This is a genomic window from Hydrogenophaga sp. (genome assembly GCF_031426985.1).
GTDB lineage: Bacteria > Pseudomonadota > Gammaproteobacteria > Burkholderiales > Burkholderiaceae_C > Hydrogenophaga.
The window spans coordinates 1-15,574 of record NZ_JASJOY010000044.1 but is presented as its reverse complement, the minus strand read 5'-3'; the positions used below and the strand labels follow the sequence as shown (position 1 = coordinate 15,574).

12 protein-coding genes are annotated in these 15,574 nt (G+C 72.0%); 7 read left to right on the top strand and 5 right to left on the bottom strand.

The features are described 5' to 3' along the window. Positions 1-4: 4 nt before the first annotated feature. Positions 5-391 (bottom strand): TraR/DksA family transcriptional regulator, encoded by a 387-nt coding sequence (locus RMP09_RS06335; RefSeq protein WP_310565162.1) that lies wholly within the window; start codon positions 389-391, stop codon positions 5-7. 253 nt (positions 392-644) lie between these two features. Between RMP09_RS06335 and RMP09_RS06330 the strand changes: the two genes are divergently transcribed. From RMP09_RS06330 to RMP09_RS06320, 3 genes are read left to right on the top strand one after another with little or no spacing between them, the layout of a single operon-like run. Then, positions 645-1,475: an enoyl-CoA hydratase/isomerase family protein gene (locus tag RMP09_RS06330; protein WP_310565185.1), complete on the top strand. Its 831-nt coding sequence runs from the start codon at positions 645-647 to the stop codon at positions 1,473-1,475. A gap of 43 nt (positions 1,476-1,518) precedes the next feature. Beyond that, positions 1,519-2,595, top strand: a complete 1,077-nt coding sequence (locus RMP09_RS06325; RefSeq protein WP_310565161.1) for a PhaM family polyhydroxyalkanoate granule multifunctional regulatory protein — start codon at positions 1,519-1,521, stop codon at positions 2,593-2,595. A gap of 14 nt (positions 2,596-2,609) precedes the next feature. Next, positions 2,610-3,884, top strand: coding sequence for an FIST N-terminal domain-containing protein (locus RMP09_RS06320; protein ID WP_310565160.1), 1,275 nt, complete (start codon positions 2,610-2,612; stop codon positions 3,882-3,884). 30 nt (positions 3,885-3,914) lie between these two features. Here RMP09_RS06320 and RMP09_RS06315 read toward each other — a convergent pair whose 3' ends face one another. Beyond that, on the bottom strand, positions 3,915-4,709 hold the full coding sequence (locus tag RMP09_RS06315; protein ID WP_310565159.1) for a ProQ/FinO family protein: 795 nt from the start codon (positions 4,707-4,709) through the stop codon (positions 3,915-3,917). Positions 4,710-4,922: 213 nt separating this feature from the next. Beyond that, positions 4,923-5,654 carry a helix-turn-helix transcriptional regulator gene (locus tag RMP09_RS06310; RefSeq protein ID WP_310565158.1) on the bottom strand — a complete coding sequence of 244 codons (732 nt, stop codon included), beginning with the start codon at positions 5,652-5,654 and terminating at the stop codon, positions 4,923-4,925. A 124-nt stretch (positions 5,655-5,778) separates the two neighbouring features. Here RMP09_RS06310 and RMP09_RS06305 point away from each other — a divergent pair, with 124 nt between their 5' ends. Together RMP09_RS06305 and RMP09_RS06300 are read left to right on the top strand one after the other, a co-directional pair. Continuing rightward, on the top strand, positions 5,779-6,621 hold the full coding sequence (locus RMP09_RS06305; RefSeq protein WP_310565157.1) for a hypothetical protein: 843 nt from the start codon (positions 5,779-5,781) through the stop codon (positions 6,619-6,621). 41 nt (positions 6,622-6,662) lie between these two features. Beyond that, a complete protein-coding gene (locus RMP09_RS06300) occupies positions 6,663-8,603 on the top strand; it encodes an MFS transporter (protein WP_310565156.1) in 1,941 nt (646 codons plus the stop codon). Between the two features lie 19 nt (positions 8,604-8,622). Here RMP09_RS06300 and RMP09_RS06295 read toward each other — a convergent pair whose 3' ends face one another. Together RMP09_RS06295 and RMP09_RS06290 are read right to left on the bottom strand one after the other, a co-directional pair. Further along, positions 8,623-9,744 carry an NAD-dependent epimerase/dehydratase family protein gene (locus RMP09_RS06295; protein WP_310565155.1) on the bottom strand — a complete coding sequence of 374 codons (1,122 nt, stop codon included), beginning with the start codon at positions 9,742-9,744 and terminating at the stop codon, positions 8,623-8,625. Positions 9,745-9,789: 45 nt separating this feature from the next. After that, positions 9,790-10,683 carry an ester cyclase gene (locus tag RMP09_RS06290; RefSeq protein WP_310565154.1) on the bottom strand — a complete coding sequence of 298 codons (894 nt, stop codon included), beginning with the start codon at positions 10,681-10,683 and terminating at the stop codon, positions 9,790-9,792. A 199-nt stretch (positions 10,684-10,882) separates the two neighbouring features. On the opposite strand from RMP09_RS06290, the gene RMP09_RS06285 reads away from it, so the two are divergent. After that, positions 10,883-14,350: an AfsR/SARP family transcriptional regulator gene (locus RMP09_RS06285; protein ID WP_310565153.1), complete on the top strand. Its 3,468-nt coding sequence runs from the start codon at positions 10,883-10,885 to the stop codon at positions 14,348-14,350. 299 nt (positions 14,351-14,649) lie between these two features. Then, the coding region (locus tag RMP09_RS06280; protein WP_310565152.1) for a serine endopeptidase at positions 14,650-15,574 on the top strand (925 nt) is incomplete at its 3' end.

Here is a 15,574-nt window from a genome sequence, read left to right as displayed (position 1 = left end):
GGGTTCAGTAGCCGGGCGTGGAGGCGTTGCCCTGGGGCTTCTCGGCCTTTTCCTGGCAGCCCACGCAGCGCAGCGCGGTGGGGCTGGCGTGCAGGCGGGCGGTGGCGATGCTGGCGCCGCAGTCCACGCACAGGCCGTAGCTGCCGTCAGCGATGCGTTTGAGTGCCTGGTCGATCGACACCAGCTCGGCCGATTCGCGCTCCTCCAGCGCAAACGCCAGATCGCGCTCGGTGCCGGCCTGGGCCCAGTCGTCGCTCTCGTGTTCGCGCGCTTCGGCGGCGGCTTCGGCGCGGCCGATCTTGCCGCCGCGCTGGGTGCGCAACTGGGCCAGCACGTCGGTGCGCATCTGGCGCAACTGCTGGGTGAAGGTTTCGGAAATGCGGGTGTCCATCTTGGTCTCCTGAGGGGCTGGGGGCCAGCGGTCTGCGACCCCGTTGCAGCCATCTTGCGCCGCCCGCCCACCCCTGTGTTTGACACACGTCAAGGGCGTGGCCGGGCGGCGATCTGCGCGGGAAAGGCGCGGGAAAACACCGCCCGCCCCGCACGGTTTTGGCCGGCCGGACGGGGCAGAATTCCCCGTTGAAATCCCTCAGAAAAATGGCCACTGCCGGTGCAGCGGCGCAACGGAGACCCGCATGACCCCCGTGGACTACAGCCGCTACCAGACCCTGCACATCAGCCGCCGCGGGCCGCCCGTGAACGGTGTGCCCTCGGTGCTCGACATCCAGATGCGCGCCGACGGCCCCGGCGGCAACGGCAAGCTGCCCACGGCCGGGCACGAAGGCCACTGGGAGCTGTCCGAAATCTGGCGCGACGTGGGCCGCGACGACACGGTGCGCTGCGCCGTGCTGCGCGGCAGCGGGCTGGGCTTTTCCGGCGGCGGCGACCTGGCCCTGGTGCAGGACATGGCGACCGACTTCGAGGTGCGCAGCCGCGTGTGGAAAGAAGCGCGCGACCTGGTCTACAACGTCATCAACTGCGACAAGCCCATCGTCAGCGCCATGCACGGACCGGCGGTGGGCGCGGGCCTGGTGGCGGGGCTGCTGGCCGACATTTCCATCGCCGCGAAGAGCGCCAAGATCGTGGACGGCCACACCCGCCTGGGCGTGGCGGCGGGCGACCACGCGGCCATCGTCTGGCCGTTGCTGTGTGGCCTGGCCAAGGCCAAGTACTACCTGCTGCTGTGCGACCCCATCAGCGGCGAAGAGGCCGAACGCATCGGCCTGGTGTCGCTCGCGGTGGACGACGATGCGCTGCTGGACAAGGCCTACGAAGTGGCCGACCGCCTGGCCGGCGGCAGCCAGAGCGCGATCCGCTGGACCAAGTATTCGCTCAACAACTGGCTGCGCCAGGCCGGCCCCGCGTTCGACACCTCGCTGGCGCTCGAATTCATGGGTTTTGCCGGTCCCGACGTGCGCGAAGGTGTGGCATCCTTGCGCGAGCGGCGCGCGCCGCGCTACGGCGTCGATCAGTGAGACACGCGCCGCCACAGCGGCCAGAACACACCAGGAGAACCCCATGAGCGACGACTCGGGCAGCGGTTTCGGCAAGTACGTGCCGGGTTTTGAGTTCCTGCAGAACCTGGCCAGCCAGGCCGCCGGCGGGGTGGCCCAGGGCCTGGGCAGCAGCCTGCCGCAGATGCCCAACCTGGGGCACTGGGTGGCGCCCACCTTCAACGTCGAGGAGCTGGACAAGCGCATCGAAGAGCTCAAGGCGGTGCACTTCTGGCTGGACCAGAACACCAAGGCCCTGGCCGCCACCATCCAGGCGCTGGAGGTGCAGAAGATGACGCTGGCCACGCTCAAGACCATGAACTTCAGCCTGGGCGACGTGGCCAATGCGCTGAAGATCAAGGCGGCCGATGCGGTGGCGGGTTTCACCGCCGCCGCCGCCCCGGCCCCCACGCAGTTTGCCGGGCTGGAGATCCCGCCCCGCACCTACGGCAACCCGGCGGCACAGGCCCCGCAAGAAGAAGAGCCCGAGGCCGACGACGAGCCGCCACCCGAACCCGCGCCACGCCAGGCCGCCGCCCGCAAGAAAGCCCCGGCCCCCGAGCCGGCCGCCGGGGGCGTGGTGGACCCGATGCAGTGGTGGGGCGCGCTTTCGCAGCAGTTCCAGACCATCGCCGCCAACGCCATGAAGGACGTGGCCAAACAGACCGCGCTGGACACCACGCGCCACGTCGCGTCGGGCCTGACCGAGCAGGCCGTCAAGACCGCCACCGGCATGGCCGGCAAGGCCGCCGACACCGTGGCCCGCAACGTGGGCGCGGCCGTGGGCATGGGCCAGGCCGCCGCGCGCGCCGTGGCGCGCAAGCCCGCCACCAAAGCGGCTGCCAAAGCGGCCAAGGCCCCGGCCGCACCCAAAAAGAAGGCTGCGCCGGCCCGCAAGGCGGCGGCCCGCCCGCCCGCGCCCGCCCAGGCTGCGGCGCGCACGGCCAGCGCACCGCAGCCCCTGGCCACCGGTGACTGGCCGCTGCCCACCGCTTTCTTCCCGGGCTTCCAGTCCGTCACCGGCAACGCACCCGCGTCGCCCGCAGCGGCCAAAAAAGCCGCCGCCAAGAAGGCCCCCGCCAGCCGCGCCCGCCGGCGCTGAACGCACGCCACACCATGCAGCGCTTCCCCTACGCCCACGCCACCCACCCGCAGTGGCGCATGGCCGCGGCGCTGGCCCTGGCCCAGTTGCGTGCGCAGATGGCCTTGCCCGGCCATGCCAGCGCGCCGTCGCTGGGCCTGCTCTACATCACCGACCACTATGCCGGGGAGGCGCAGGACATCCTGGAATGCTTCAGCGCCGAGCTGTCCGAGGTGACCGACTGGGTGGGCACGGTGGGCGTGGGCATCGCGGCCAACAACGCGGAATATTTCGACGAGCCCGCGCTGGCCGTGATGCTGTGCGACCTCAGCCCCGACCAGTACCGCGTGTTCAGCGGCGTCGCGCCGCTGCCGACCTCGTCGTCGGCCAGCGGCTTCGTGCCGCACACGGCCCTGGTGCACGCCGACGCGGGCACGCCCGACCTGGCGGAGCTGATCGTCGAGGTCGCGGGCCGCACCGCGTCGGGCCACGTGTTCGGCGGCCTGGCCGGCAGCCGGGCCGAGAGCGTGCAGTTCGCGCTGGGCAGCGCGGGCAACCTGCGCGGGCAGGGCGCGGCCAGCGGCGTGTTCTACGGCGGCCTCAGCGGGGTGGCCTTCGGGCCCGATGTGGCCCTGGTCTCCCGCGTCACGCAGGGCGCGCAACCCATCGACCGCGAACGCGTGATCACCGCGGTGGACGGCAACCTGCTGCTCGAACTCGATGGGGAGCCGGCGCTGGACGTGCTGCTGCGCGAGCTGGACCTCTCTCTGGACCACCCGCAGCAGCTCATCGAGACCCTGCGCGCCAGGCTGGTCGGCCTGAGCGAGCCGCAGCACCGGCCCTCTGGCGAGGCGCCGCACCGGCATGCGCGCGGCCAGTTCGGTGCGGATGTCACGGTGCGCCACGTCATCGGCCTGGACCCTGGGCGCCGTGGCGTGGCCGTGGCGGCGCACCCGGCGGTGGGCACGCGGCTGGCGTTTTGCGAACGCAATGTGACCGCCGCGCGGGCCGACCTGGTGCGCGTGTGCAGCGAGATCCGGGAAGAACTCGAAACCGAGGCGGTGGGCCTGGGCATGGTCGATCTGCCCGAAGCGCCCCAGCCGCCGCGCCGCATCGCCGGGGCGGTGTACGTCAGCTGCTCGGGGCGGGGTGGGCCGCATTTCGGTGCCCCCAGCGCCGAGCTGCAGACCGTGCGCCGCGCGCTGGGCGACGTGCCGCTGGTGGGCTTCTTCGCCAACGGCGAGATCGCGCACCAGCAGATTTATGGCTACACCGGCGTGCTGACGGTGTTCACGGCCCCCGCGGCCTGACCTACTGGGCCTCGGCCCGTTGGCGTGTCCTCAGGCCTTGGCGGCCAGCCTTGCGCGAGCGCGTTCCAGCGAGCGGTTGGCGTCCAGGATGTGCAGGCCGTACATGTCGGCAAATTCGTTGATGCTCTTGCCGCTGGCCTCGAAGGTGCGCAGCAGCGCGTCTTCGCGCGCGGCGCGGGCGGTGGCTTCGGCCAGGGCGTCGCGGGTGAGCTGGTTCACCTCTTCGTCGCGGCCCTGCACGCGCTGCGTGTAGTCGTCGGGTGACAGGCCGGAGGCTTCGTAGGCCGTGAGGATGCGCTGGCGCAGCTTGGGGCGCAGGTCTTCGCGGCTGCGCGCACCACGACGGCGGAAGACTTCGATCAGCGCGTGGTGCACCTGCTCGGGCGTGAGCGCCTCCACCGGCTGGCCGCTCAGGTCGTGCCGCTGCAGGCCCGAGGCCACCACCGTCAGGTAGCGGCTGGAGCGCGCGTGCAGAGCCAGCGCGGCCTTCAGGCCGTCCTTGTCCAGCGCGTCGGGGTGGGCCGCCAGCAGGTCTTCAAAAATGCCGCGCTTGAGCGGCAGCAGCGTCTCGCCGAACAGCACGGGGTACAGCGTGGCCAGCTGGTCCAGCACCGGGTGCTGGCGCGCAGGCGCCGGGCCGGCCGGGCGATCTGCCTGGGCCGGGCGCTGCGGGCGGCGGCCGCCTTGATTGCCACCGTTGCGACCCCCGCGTGGCCGCTCGTCGCGGCGGGGCGGGCGTGCCTCACCAGCGGGCGGCGTGGCAGGGCTTTCAGCGGGCGCCTCAGCGGCGTTGGAAGGCGTTTCGTGGTCGGCAGAAGCGTTCATGGCGGGGCAGAAATGAAACCGCCCGGGGTCCGGGCAAGCCCGACATCATGCCAGCCCGGCCAAACAGGGTCACCCATGGGCCGACGCGGACCAGCGAAACCGAGCGCGCCGCGAACGAGGGGCAGTCGTTCCAGGGGCACCGCGGAACTGGCTTTGCCAGGCCGCCAGTGCCGCCCCCCTCAGGGGGTTGACGCGCAGCGGCGCGGGGGGCTTTCAGCGGCGCAGCACGCTGAAAGCTTCGAACTCCCAGCTGCGCATCGCCAGCACCAGCGTGTAGCCCTCGCGGTCTTTCTCGGCCAGCTTCTGGTCGGTCTGGTGTTGCTGCGCAAAGTCCTGCGCCACGCGCTGCAGCCGTTCCAGGAACAGGGGGGCCAGCGTGCGGCTGACCGAGCCGTGCACCAGCATCAGGCCTTCGCCGCTGCCGTCGAAGCCGCCGGCAAAGTAGTCCAGCAGGGCGTGCTCGCGGAAGTAGTTCATCACCGGGCCGTGCGGCCGCCAGCGGAAGGTCTTGGCCAGCTTGAGGCGGTAGCGGTTGAGCGGCCGCAGCTCGATGATGCCGATGCGGTCCAGCTGCACCAGGTACTTCACGCACTCCGCCTCGGTGAGGCGGTACTGCGCGGTGATCTGCTCCAGCGTCCACTGGCTGAGCACGCAGATCGCCACCAGCAGCAGCTTCTTGTCGGCCACCACGGCGCGCTCCTGCTCGGCGGTCATTTCCTTGAGCAGGGGTTGCGCGTCGGCCACGCGGCGCGCGAGCTCGGCAAAGTCCAGCTTCAGCGCGCGGCAGATCTCATCCACCCGCGAGAGCGACATGTCGCCCTTGGCCAGCATGCGCTTGACGCTGGACTCCGCCATGCCCATGGCCTCGGCCAGGTCGGCATAGGTCATCTGCGCGGCTTTCAGCTCTTTCTTGACGGCGGCGACGAGGTCGAGGGTGGTGCTCATGGTGGATCGGGTATCGTGTGGCGATACCGGTGGTGAATCTGATTCGGACTGTATCGGATGCCGCGCCCCTGCGGGCAGGGGGCGGCCAGACACTGCGGCCTCCTTTCGCCACCGGACGTTGCCCATGCCCACCTTCGCCGCCGCCCTCACACACCGCCGCCCATCGGCCTTCACCACCTGGGCCGGGGCGCTGCTTGCGCTGTGGCTCGTGGCCCTGTTCGCCGGCCCAACGCTGCTGGCCGTCACCGGCGTGGCGCTCAACCCGCACGGCCACGCCGCGCTCTATGCACACGGTCACCCCTTTGTGGACGCCCGCACGCTGTGGGCGGTGCCGAACGCCATGGACGTGCTGAGCAACGCTCCCCTGTCGCTGGCCGGGCTGATCGGCCTGCTGGCCCTGCGCGGTCGCGTGCTGCCCGGCGCCACGCAAGCCGCGTTGCGCGTGTTCTTTGTTGGCCTGCTGTTCACCGGCTTCGGCTCGGCGCTGTACCACTGGGCGCCCGATGCGGCCGGCCTGGTGGCTGACCGCCTGGGCATGGCCATCACCTTCGCCGGCGCGCTGGCGCTGGCCGTGGCCGAGCGTGTGGGCCAGGCCCCCGCGCGGCCGGTGCTGGTGCTGACCGGGCTGGCGGCCGCACTGTCGGCCGTGCTGCCGTTCACCCACGGCAACGTGCTGCCCTGGGCGGTGGTGCAGTTCGGCGGCGTGGCGCTCATCGGGTGGACGGCGCTGCAGCGGCCCGCGCCCGGCGCCATCGGCGTGCGCATCGGCGCGCTGATCGCCTGGTACGCCCTGGCCAAGGCGCTGGAACTGGGCGACGCCGCCGTGTTCCACGCCAGCGGTGAGTGGGTCTCGGGCCACAGCCTCAAACACGTCGCTGCCGCGCTGGCGGCCTGGCCTGTGCTGGCCGCCTTGCGCGCGCAGCCCCTGCGGCAGAATGCGGCAGGCTCCGGCGCGGCCCGCGCATGAAGAACAACAAGCCACCCCACCCGACCCAGGAGGAGAACCGCATGTCCCACCACGACCCCGTTGCCCTGGCGCACGAGCCGGCCCACAGCAACCAGTTCGCCCTGCTGGGGCAACGCCGGTTTGCCCCCTTCTTCTGGGTGCAGTTCTTCGGGGCCGGCAACGACAACGTCTTCAAGTTCGCCTTCACCGTGCTGGTCACCTACCAGCTGCAGGTGGCCTGGCTGCCCGCGTCGCTGGCGGGGCTGGTGATCGGTGCGCTGTTCATCCTGCCCTTTTTGCTGTTTTCCGCCACCAGCGGGCAGCTGGCCGACAAGTACCCCAAGGAGGTGCTGATCCGGTTCGTCAAGAGCCTGGAGATCGCCATCATGCTGCTGGCCGGCTGGGGCTTCGTGCAGCAACAGGTGCCGGTGCTGCTGGGCTGCGTGTTCCTCATGGGCGTGCACAGCACGCTGTTCGGCCCGGTCAAGTTCGCCTACCTGCCGCAGCACCTGAGCGAGCGCGAGCTCACCGGCGGCAACGGCATGGTCGAGATGGGCACCTTCGTCGCCATCCTGCTCGGCCAGGTCGCGGGTGGATTGCTGATCGCCCTGCCCGGCGTGGGCCCCGGCTACGTGGCCGCGGTCTGCCTGGGCCTGGCCGTGCTGGGCCGCGTGCTGGCGCAGGCCGTGCCCGTCTCGCCCGCCACCGACCCGGCCCTGCGCATCAACTGGAATCCCTTCACCGAAACCTGGCGCAACCTGAAACTGGCGCACGGCAACCTCGTCGTCTTCCGCTCGCTGCTGGGCATCAGCTGGATGTGGTTCTTCGGCGCCGTCTTCCTGAGCATGTTCCCCAGCTTCGCGCGCGACGTGCTGCACGGCGACGAACAGGTCGCTTCGCTGCTGCTGGTGGTGTTTTCCATCGGCATCGGCGTCGGCGCGCTGCTGTGCGAAATGCTCAGCCATCGCCACGTGGAGATCGGCCTGGTGCCCATGGGCGCCATCGGCATGAGCGTGTTCTCCATCGACCTGTACTTCGCCTCGCGTGGCCTGCCCGCGGCCGGCACGCTCTCGCTCGGCGCCTTCGTGGCCCAGGCCGCGCACTGGCGCGTGCTGGCCGACCTGGCCCTGCTCTCGCTCTTTGCCGGCATCTACAGCGTGCCCATGTACGCGCTGATCCAGATGCGCAGCCAGCCCACACACCGCGCCCGCATCATCGCGGCCAACAACATCCTCAACGCGCTGTTCATGATCGCCAGTTCGCTGCTGGCTGGCGCGCTGCTCAGCGCGGGCCTGAGCATCCCGCAACTCTTCGGTCTGGTGGGCCTGGCCAACGCCGTGGTCGCCTTCTACATCTTCATGCTGGTGCCCGAATACCTGCTGCGCTTCGTGGCCTGGGTGGCCTCGCGCCTGGTCTACCGGTTCGATGTGAAAGGCGATCTGAACATCCCCACCGAAGGCGCCGCCGTGCTGGCCTGCAACCACGTGAGCTTTGTGGACGCGGTGTTGCTCATGGCCGCCAGCCCGCGCCCGATCCGCTTCCTCATGGACCACCGCATCTTCAAGGTGCCGGTGCTGGGCTGGCTGTTCAAGCTGGCCAAGGCCATCCCGGTGGCGCCGCAGAAGGAAGACGCCGCCGCCTACGAAGCCGCGTTCCGCGAAGCGGCGCAGGTGCTGCGCGAAGGCGACCTGCTGGGCATCTTCCCCGAAGGTGGCATCACCCGCGACGGCACCCTGCAGCCCTTCAAGGGCGGCATCGCCAAGATCCTGGCGCAGGCCCAGGCCGACGGCGTGCCGGTCACCGTGGTGCCCATGGCGCTGACCAACCTCTGGGGTTCCTACTTCAGCCGCGTCGAGCTCGCCGGTGGCGAACCCACCGCCATGGTCAAACCCTTCCGCCGCGGCATCTTCAACCGCGTGGGGCTGAATGTGGGCGAGGCGGTGGCGGCGGGGGACGTGACGCCGGACGTTCTGCGGGAGCGGGTGGCGGGGTTGCTGGGCTGATCCCACCACCACCGACCCGTCAACGCCGCCGCCCCAGGGCCTGTTCCGCGCGGGGGCCGACGCGGGCCGCAGGCGGTGTGGACGGCCCAGGTTGCGAGGCCTCCAAGCTGGCCACGGCCTGGTGCCGCAACTTCGCCAGGAAGCCGTGGCGGTCCTGCATCAGCGCGCGCTCTTCGGTGATGACGCGGTCCCACATGGCCGCTGCCCCTGGGTGCTGCCAGCCCAGCTCGCGCTGGGCCTTGGCCGCGCTGTAGTTCAGGTGGACGCTGGAGGCGTCCACGGTTTCGCGCGACATGAAGGCCGGCAAGCCGAGCATTCTCTGCAGGGGCTCCATGGACATGAACTGCAGCCGCATGAACCACGCCGGCATCCAGAGCCGCCGCTTCCAGCCCCCCGGATGGCGGCCCCAGTGGTCGAACACCGCACCGACCGACTGGGGCGGACCGCAGAACAGGTAGTCTTCGCCCATCGGCGCGCGTTCGGCCATCAGGGCGATGCCGCTGGCCAGGGCTTCGACATCGACCAGGCCGTAGACCGAACGCCGCGCCCAGGCCATGGGCGGCAGCCAGCCCAGCAGGTACAGGCGCAGGAAATAGCCCCACACCGAATGGTCGTTGGCGCCGATCACGGCGTTGGGCATGGCGATGGCCAGCGGTAGGCCGCGTTCGCGCCAGCGCAGTGCGACCTGGTGGGCCTCGACCTTGCTGCGCTCGTAAGGCGTCCGGTAGCGGCCGTCGTGCGGGTGGCTTTCGTCGGCCTGGCCGGTGCCGCTGGGGCCCAGCGCCCAGACGGTGGAGACGTACACGCTGCGGGGCACGCCGGCGCTGTGTGCCGCGGCGAGCACGTGGTCGGTGCCCTGCACGTTGGCGGCCTGCATGCGCACGCGCAGGGCGCGGTCGCTGCCCAGCTCGTAGACGCCGGCGTTGTGGATCAGCACATCGGCGCCGGCCATGGCCTGGGCCAGGCCATCGGGTCGGGTGACGTCGCCGCGCACCAGGCGGCAGCCCATGCCGGTCAGCCACTGCGCGGCGGCGCCCGAGGGCTCGCGCACCAGTGTGGTGACGGACCAGCCCCGGCCGCGCAGCTGGCGCACCAGGGCCTGGCCGATGTAGCCGGTGGCGCCGGTCAGGAAGATGTTCATGGTGTTCTCCTGGAAAAAAGGGGCGCTTGGTTGCAACGGGAGGCTTCAGGCCAGCGCCTCGACCTCGGCGCCGCAGACCTTGCAATGGCCGTGGTGGCCCTCAAGGCGCGCCACGCTGCCGCAGGCGCTGCAGCGCCGCAGCCAGGGACCGACCCGGACCGGCGCGTAGACCGCGGTGAAGCCACCTTCGGCCACCTCGGCAAAGCCGCGCATGGCCTGGGCGTGGGTGCCGGTGCTCATCGCCGCCGTCAGCGCCTCCCGCGAGGCCCAGGCCGAGACGGTCGTCATGCGCCGCCCGGCCACCGAGCTGTTGAAGCCCAGAAAGGCCGGGTTGTCCAGGTTCTCCAGGATCACCTGGCGGGACTGGTCGCGCACCGCCTGCACCGACCGGTCGTCCCGGGCGATCAGTTCGGTGAAGGCGAGCACCGCCGGCATCACCGGCTGCGGCCGGCGCACCACCACCGAGGTGCCGAACTGGAACGGGCCGATGGCGTGCGGCTGCACCACGACGTTCAGCCCCAGCTGGCGCGGCACCAGACCGGGGTCGAAGTAGCCGCGCACCTGGCGGAGGCCGTCGGGCCCGGTGCGGATCAGGTCGATGCCGGGCACGCTCACCGGCCGCTGCGTCGGCGGCAGCCCGTGGAACGGGCCGAGGTTGCTGCCCTTCATGGTCCATTCCGCGTGCACCGTGTCGTCGGCCACCCGGTGCAGCGTGCCGAGCTCGAAATCCAGGTCGGGGAACGCCGCCCACAGGCCCTGCATGGCGGCGGCAAAGGCCTCGCCGCGCACCGGGCCGCCGGTGGTCGGGTCTTCGTAGTGGCCGTCCGGGGCCAGGGTGGCCAGCACGGCGGCGGCGTCGCGCTGGCGCCAGGCGTCGAAGTAGCGCTGGCAGAGCAACACGGGATCGGTGCGGGTCAGGGGGGAAGCTAGGGTGTCCATGGCAGGCCTCGTCAAATGAAGGGAGGGCGGCGGATTGCCGGGCGGCGGGCCACTCCCTAGAATCCGGAACGACCCGCTGCGCGCCAGTGTCTTCAGCCGGCGTTTGCGCAGCGTTGATCCAGCGTTGATGGGGTGTGTGGTGGCCTTGCCCAAGGCCCTGCGCACCGGCTGCCGAGGTCCTTGGTGTCAGGAGATGGCGGTGCGCGGTCTGCGTTTGTTGCTGCTGGGACGGCCCCGGATCGAGCTCGATGGCCAGTCGGTGGCGGGCCAGCTGCCGCTCAAACACCAGGCCCTGCTGTACTTCCTGGCGGTCGAGGGCGGGCCGGTCTCGCGCAGCCAGCTGGCCACCCTGCTGTGGGAAGAGCTGGACGAAGGCGCGGCGCGGGCCAACCTGCGCGGCGCCCTGACCCGTTTGCGGCGCAGCCTGCCCGAGGTGCTGGAGGCCGACGCCCACCAGCTGGCCTTTGGCACCCGGGTGCCGCTGACCGTTGACCGCACCGAACTGGCCCTGGTCCTGGCGCTGGACGGGCAGGCCCCCCCTGAACGCAGCGCCGCGGCGGCCCAGGCCTGGCGCGGGCCGCTGCTGGAAGGCTTTGACCTGGCCGGCGCCGAGGGCTTCGAGCGCTGGCTGGCGCAGGCCCGCTCGCGGGCGCAGCGCGACGCCATCCGCCTGCGCCACCGGCTGGCCGGGCAGGCCGGTGAGGCGGGACAACACGACGAGGAGATCGCGCACTGGCGCGGCGTGCTGGACATCGACGACGCCGACGAGCCGGCCCACATGGCGCTGATGCGCCTGCTGGCGGCGCACGGGCAGCGCACCGCCGCCATCGCCCAGTACGAAAGCTGCCGGGCGGCGCTGGCCGAGCGCCTGGGGGCGCGGCCCTCGGCCGACTGTTACGGCCTCTACACCCGCATCCATGCCGATGCGCCGGTGGCCCGGGCGGCCGCGGACACCATGCCGCCGGTGGTCACGACGCCGGCTGCGCCGGCTGAGGTCGCCGACGGCGGCCGGCCCTCCGAGGCACCGGCGTGCGGGACCCACGACGCGGCGGCCGACGGCATGGAGGACGGCGCGGGGGAGGGCGACGCGCTGCCCGATGCCGACGGCGAGCTGGTGGGGCGCGAGGCCGACCTGGCCTTGCTGGTCGAGCGCCTGTCCGACCCGCTGTGCCGCTGGCTCACGGTGGTCGGCCCGGGCGGGGTGGGCAAAACCCGCCTGGCGCTGGCCCTGGCCGGGACGCTGGCGCCGCGCTTTCGCCACGGCGTGCTCTGGCTGTCCGGGCGCGATGGCGGCGGCGCCCTGCGCGATGCCGAAACCCTGGCCCAGCGGGTGAGCGCGCGCACCGGCGCCGACCGCTTCGAGCCGGGGGCCCTGCTGCTGCTGTTGGACAACCTGGAGACGGTGCCCGAGGCCGCCGCGCTGTTGCCGGTGCTGCTGTCACGGGCGCCCGGGGTGCGGGTGCTGGCCACCTCGCGGCGCCGGCTGGGCGCCGGTCGGGAGTGGCTGCTGGAGATCGGCGGCCTGTCGACCGTCCGGGCCGCGCCGGACGCGCCGGCTTCGTCGCCGGCGGCCCGGCTGCTGACGCTGGCGGTGCGCCGCTTCGACCCGCGCTTCGATCCCGCCGCTTGCGCCGCCGCGGTCGAGCGCCTGTGCGAGCGGGTCGGCGGGCTGCCGCTGGCGCTGGAACTGGCGGCCCGCAGCGTGCACGACACCGGCGTGGAGGGGGTGCTGGCGCGGCTGGACGCGGGCCTGTCGCTGGAGGGCGCGGCCCCGGGTGACGCGGGCCAGCGCCAGCGCAGCATCGACCTGGTGATGCAGGACGCCTGGGCGCTGCTGCCCGAGGCGGTTCGCTCGACCGCGTTGCGGCTGGCCTGGCTGCCGGGCGCCTTCGACCTGCCGCTGGCGCAGGCGGTGGGCGCACCGATCGCTGACGTGGACACCCTGCGTGCCCACTGCTGGCTGCGCCGGACCGACGATGCGATGCTGGCCCTGCACCCCTTGCAGCAGCTGTTCCTGCGTCGGCGCGCGGCGGGGACCGCGCTGCGGGACGCGGTCCGCGGCGCCCTGGCCGAGCGCAGCCTGGTGGCGCTGCCACCGGTCGCGCCCCTGGGTGAGTGGCCGAGCGGCGGCGACACGGCCGGCCTTGGCGCCGCGCCCCTGTTCAGCGCCGCGGTTTTGTCCGAAGCCCTGGAACATGGCCTGGATCACACACCGCTGGAGGTTTTCTGCGACTGGGTGGACCGGGTGACGGCGCTGCTGTGGGCCGCCGACCGCCTGTCGGAGGCCGCGTCGCTGCTGGAGCGGGCGTCCCGGCGCCGGGACCTGCCGGTCTGGCGCCTGGCCGGCTGGGACCTGCGGCGCGGCGAAGCCCTGAACACGCTGGGCGATGTGCTGGCCGCACTGGCCGCGTTCGAGCAGGCCCTCGACCGCCTGGGCCTGGCCCGTGCGACGGTCGAGGGCAGCCGCTGGACCGACCTGGCGCCGGCCCTGCGGGCCTGTGTCACGTCCCGGCACTGGCCGCCGCCCGGCCCGGCCCGCCACGGCCTGGTGCGCCTGCTGTGCCGGACCCTGGGCATGTACGCGCAGCAGCTGAGTTTCATGTCCGACATCGGCCGCTCGGTGCGCACCAATGTGCTGGCCTCCACCGTGGCCCGCCTCGGCGCTGGCCGGCCGCAGCAGCAGGCGGCGCAGGTGATGACGGCCTACGGCCTGTGCGGGTCCGGCCACCCGCGGCTGGCGCGGGCGCTGCTGGACCGCCTGCGCCAGCGGCCGCCCGACCCCGACCTGGTGAACGAGCTGTTCACCCGCGAGGGCGAGTGCGCGACGCGGATCGCGCTGGGCCAGTGGGAGGGGGTGGGCGACACGCTGCTGGCGCTGACCGTCGCGCTGGAGCGGGAGGGCGATCACCGCCACGCCATGGAATGCCATTCCCTGGGGGCCAAGCTGCTGTTCTACCAGGGCCAGCTGGACCGGGCCGCGCGGGTCTTCGCCGACAACACCGAGCGCAGCCTGCGCCGCCCCGGCGGGGCCTGGCGGGCCTGGGGCCCGTTCGGCCTGGCCGAGGTGGCGCTGTGCCAGGACGAGGTCCGGCTGGACGACGTCCGGCACTGGGTCGAGCTGGGCTCGTACTGGATGACGGAGATGATGAACGTCGACGCCGCCTACGGCCTGCGGCGCTTCGGGCTGATGGCACGCCTGGCCTGGCGCGAGGGCGATGTGGCCCGGGCCAGCGACGCCGCGCTGGGCGGCGCGGCGGCCGCGGCCCGCATCCGCCACTGCGGCTTCTGGGCGCACGAAGGCCTGGCGGGGATCGGCGAGGTGCTGGTGTTGCTGCGGCGCCAGGCGGCGGGACCGGGTCCGCGGGCGATCGACGAGGCCTGGGCCCGGATCGGCGTGCGCCTGGCCGCCCACGGTCGCAGCTTTCCGGCCGGCCAGGCCATCGTCCAGCGCCTGCAGGGCGAGTGGGCGCTGGCCTGCGGCCACGAGCGCGAAGGTCGGCAGCGCCTGCTGCGCGCCGTGCGTTGCGCCGAGCAGCAGGGCATGCGGGTGGAGCTGGCGCGCAGCTGCCAGGCGCTGGCCGGGCTGGACAGCGCATCGCCGCTGCACGAACGCGCGCGCCGCCTGTGGCTGGAGATGCGGGCGCCCGCCGCCGTGGTCAGCCCCTGAGGGACCGTCATGCGCCGGTGTCCGGCGAGCCGCTCTTGCGCTTTCTCTTGCTGAAAAGTATCGGAACCCGCTTCCGTCGGGACGAAGGTTCGATGCCCGTGCAGGAACTTCGGGGCCCACTGGGGTGTTCCGGCCCACCATCCGCGCCATGTGCCACCACCCGCCGAGGTTTCCCATGGCCAGCGGTCCGCGTTCTCCCTTGACCGGCAGGCGCCACGCCTGCGGTGCGGGGGCGCTGTGAGCGGTGGGTTGCCCGCGTTCACAATGGCTTCAAACACATCGATCTGGAGGAATCCCCCGTGAGCAAGACCCTGCGCCTGTCTGAAAAATGGTTCCACCGCGGCCTGTGGCTGGTGGCGTTTCTGTTCGCCTGGTTCCTCGTGGGGCTGGGCAGCACCATCGTGGGCGACCTGCCGCAGGTGGAGACCTACCGTTCGCTCGACGACTACCTGGACCCGGCGCGCGCGCCAGCGGTGAAAGATGCGATCCTGGTGGCGCAGAAGAACGCCAAGGACGCACAGGCCGCGCTGGACCAGGCGCAGCTGCGCCAGCAGGCGGCCGAGGCCAGCAACAGCGCCGCGCGCGAGACCTTCAGCAACTGGCTGGCCACGCGCAAGGCCACCGAGCGGCCCGAGCAGGACGAAGAGCTGATCGCCCGCACGAAGCAGCTGGACGACTTGCGCCAGGCCGAGCGCGACGCGTTGGCCGGGGTGGAGAAGCAGCAGCAGGCCGCGCTGAACGCGCGCCAGGCCGAAGAACGCGCCCAGGCCGAACTGCAAAACCTGCAGGACAGCGCACGGGGCGAATACCTGGCCGAGCAGCGCGCGCAGGAACTGCGCGTGTTCGGCTACCGCCTGGCGCTCACGCTGCCGCTGCTGGTGGCGGCGGGCTGGCTGTTCGCGAAGAAACGCAAGACCAGTTCCTGGCCTTTTGTCTGGGGCTTCATCATCTTTGCGCTGTTCGCCTTCTTCGTGGAGCTGGTGCCCTACCTGCCCAGCTACGGCGGCTACGTGCGCTACATCGTGGGCATCGCGCTCACGGTGGTGGGCGGGCGTTATGCCATCCAGGCGTTGCAGCGGTATCTGGAGCGGCAGAAGCTGGCCGAAGCGCAGCCGGCCCAGAAGCGCCAGCGCGAGATGGACTACGACCAGGCGCAGGCGCGCATGACCAAGAACATCTGCCCGGGCTGCGAGCGCACGGTGGACATGAAAGACGGCAAGACCG

Coding starts and splice junctions, on each gene's coding strand:
- RMP09_RS06335 (WP_310565162.1), bottom strand. CDS start 391: ATGGACACCCGCATTTCCGAAACCTTCACCCAGCAGTTGCGCCAGATG.
- RMP09_RS06325 (WP_310565161.1), top strand. CDS start 1,519: ATGAGCGACGACTCGGGCAGCGGTTTCGGCAAGTACGTGCCGGGTTTT.
- RMP09_RS06320 (WP_310565160.1), top strand. CDS start 2,610: ATGCAGCGCTTCCCCTACGCCCACGCCACCCACCCGCAGTGGCGCATG.
- RMP09_RS06315 (WP_310565159.1), bottom strand. CDS start 4,709: ATGAACGCTTCTGCCGACCACGAAACGCCTTCCAACGCCGCTGAGGCG.
- RMP09_RS06310 (WP_310565158.1), bottom strand. CDS start 5,654: ATGAGCACCACCCTCGACCTCGTCGCCGCCGTCAAGAAAGAGCTGAAA.
- RMP09_RS06305 (WP_310565157.1), top strand. CDS start 5,779: ATGCCCACCTTCGCCGCCGCCCTCACACACCGCCGCCCATCGGCCTTC.
- RMP09_RS06300 (WP_310565156.1), top strand. CDS start 6,663: ATGTCCCACCACGACCCCGTTGCCCTGGCGCACGAGCCGGCCCACAGC.
- RMP09_RS06295 (WP_310565155.1), bottom strand. CDS start 9,744: ATGAACATCTTCCTGACCGGCGCCACCGGCTACATCGGCCAGGCCCTG.
- RMP09_RS06290 (WP_310565154.1), bottom strand. CDS start 10,683: ATGGACACCCTAGCTTCCCCCCTGACCCGCACCGATCCCGTGTTGCTC.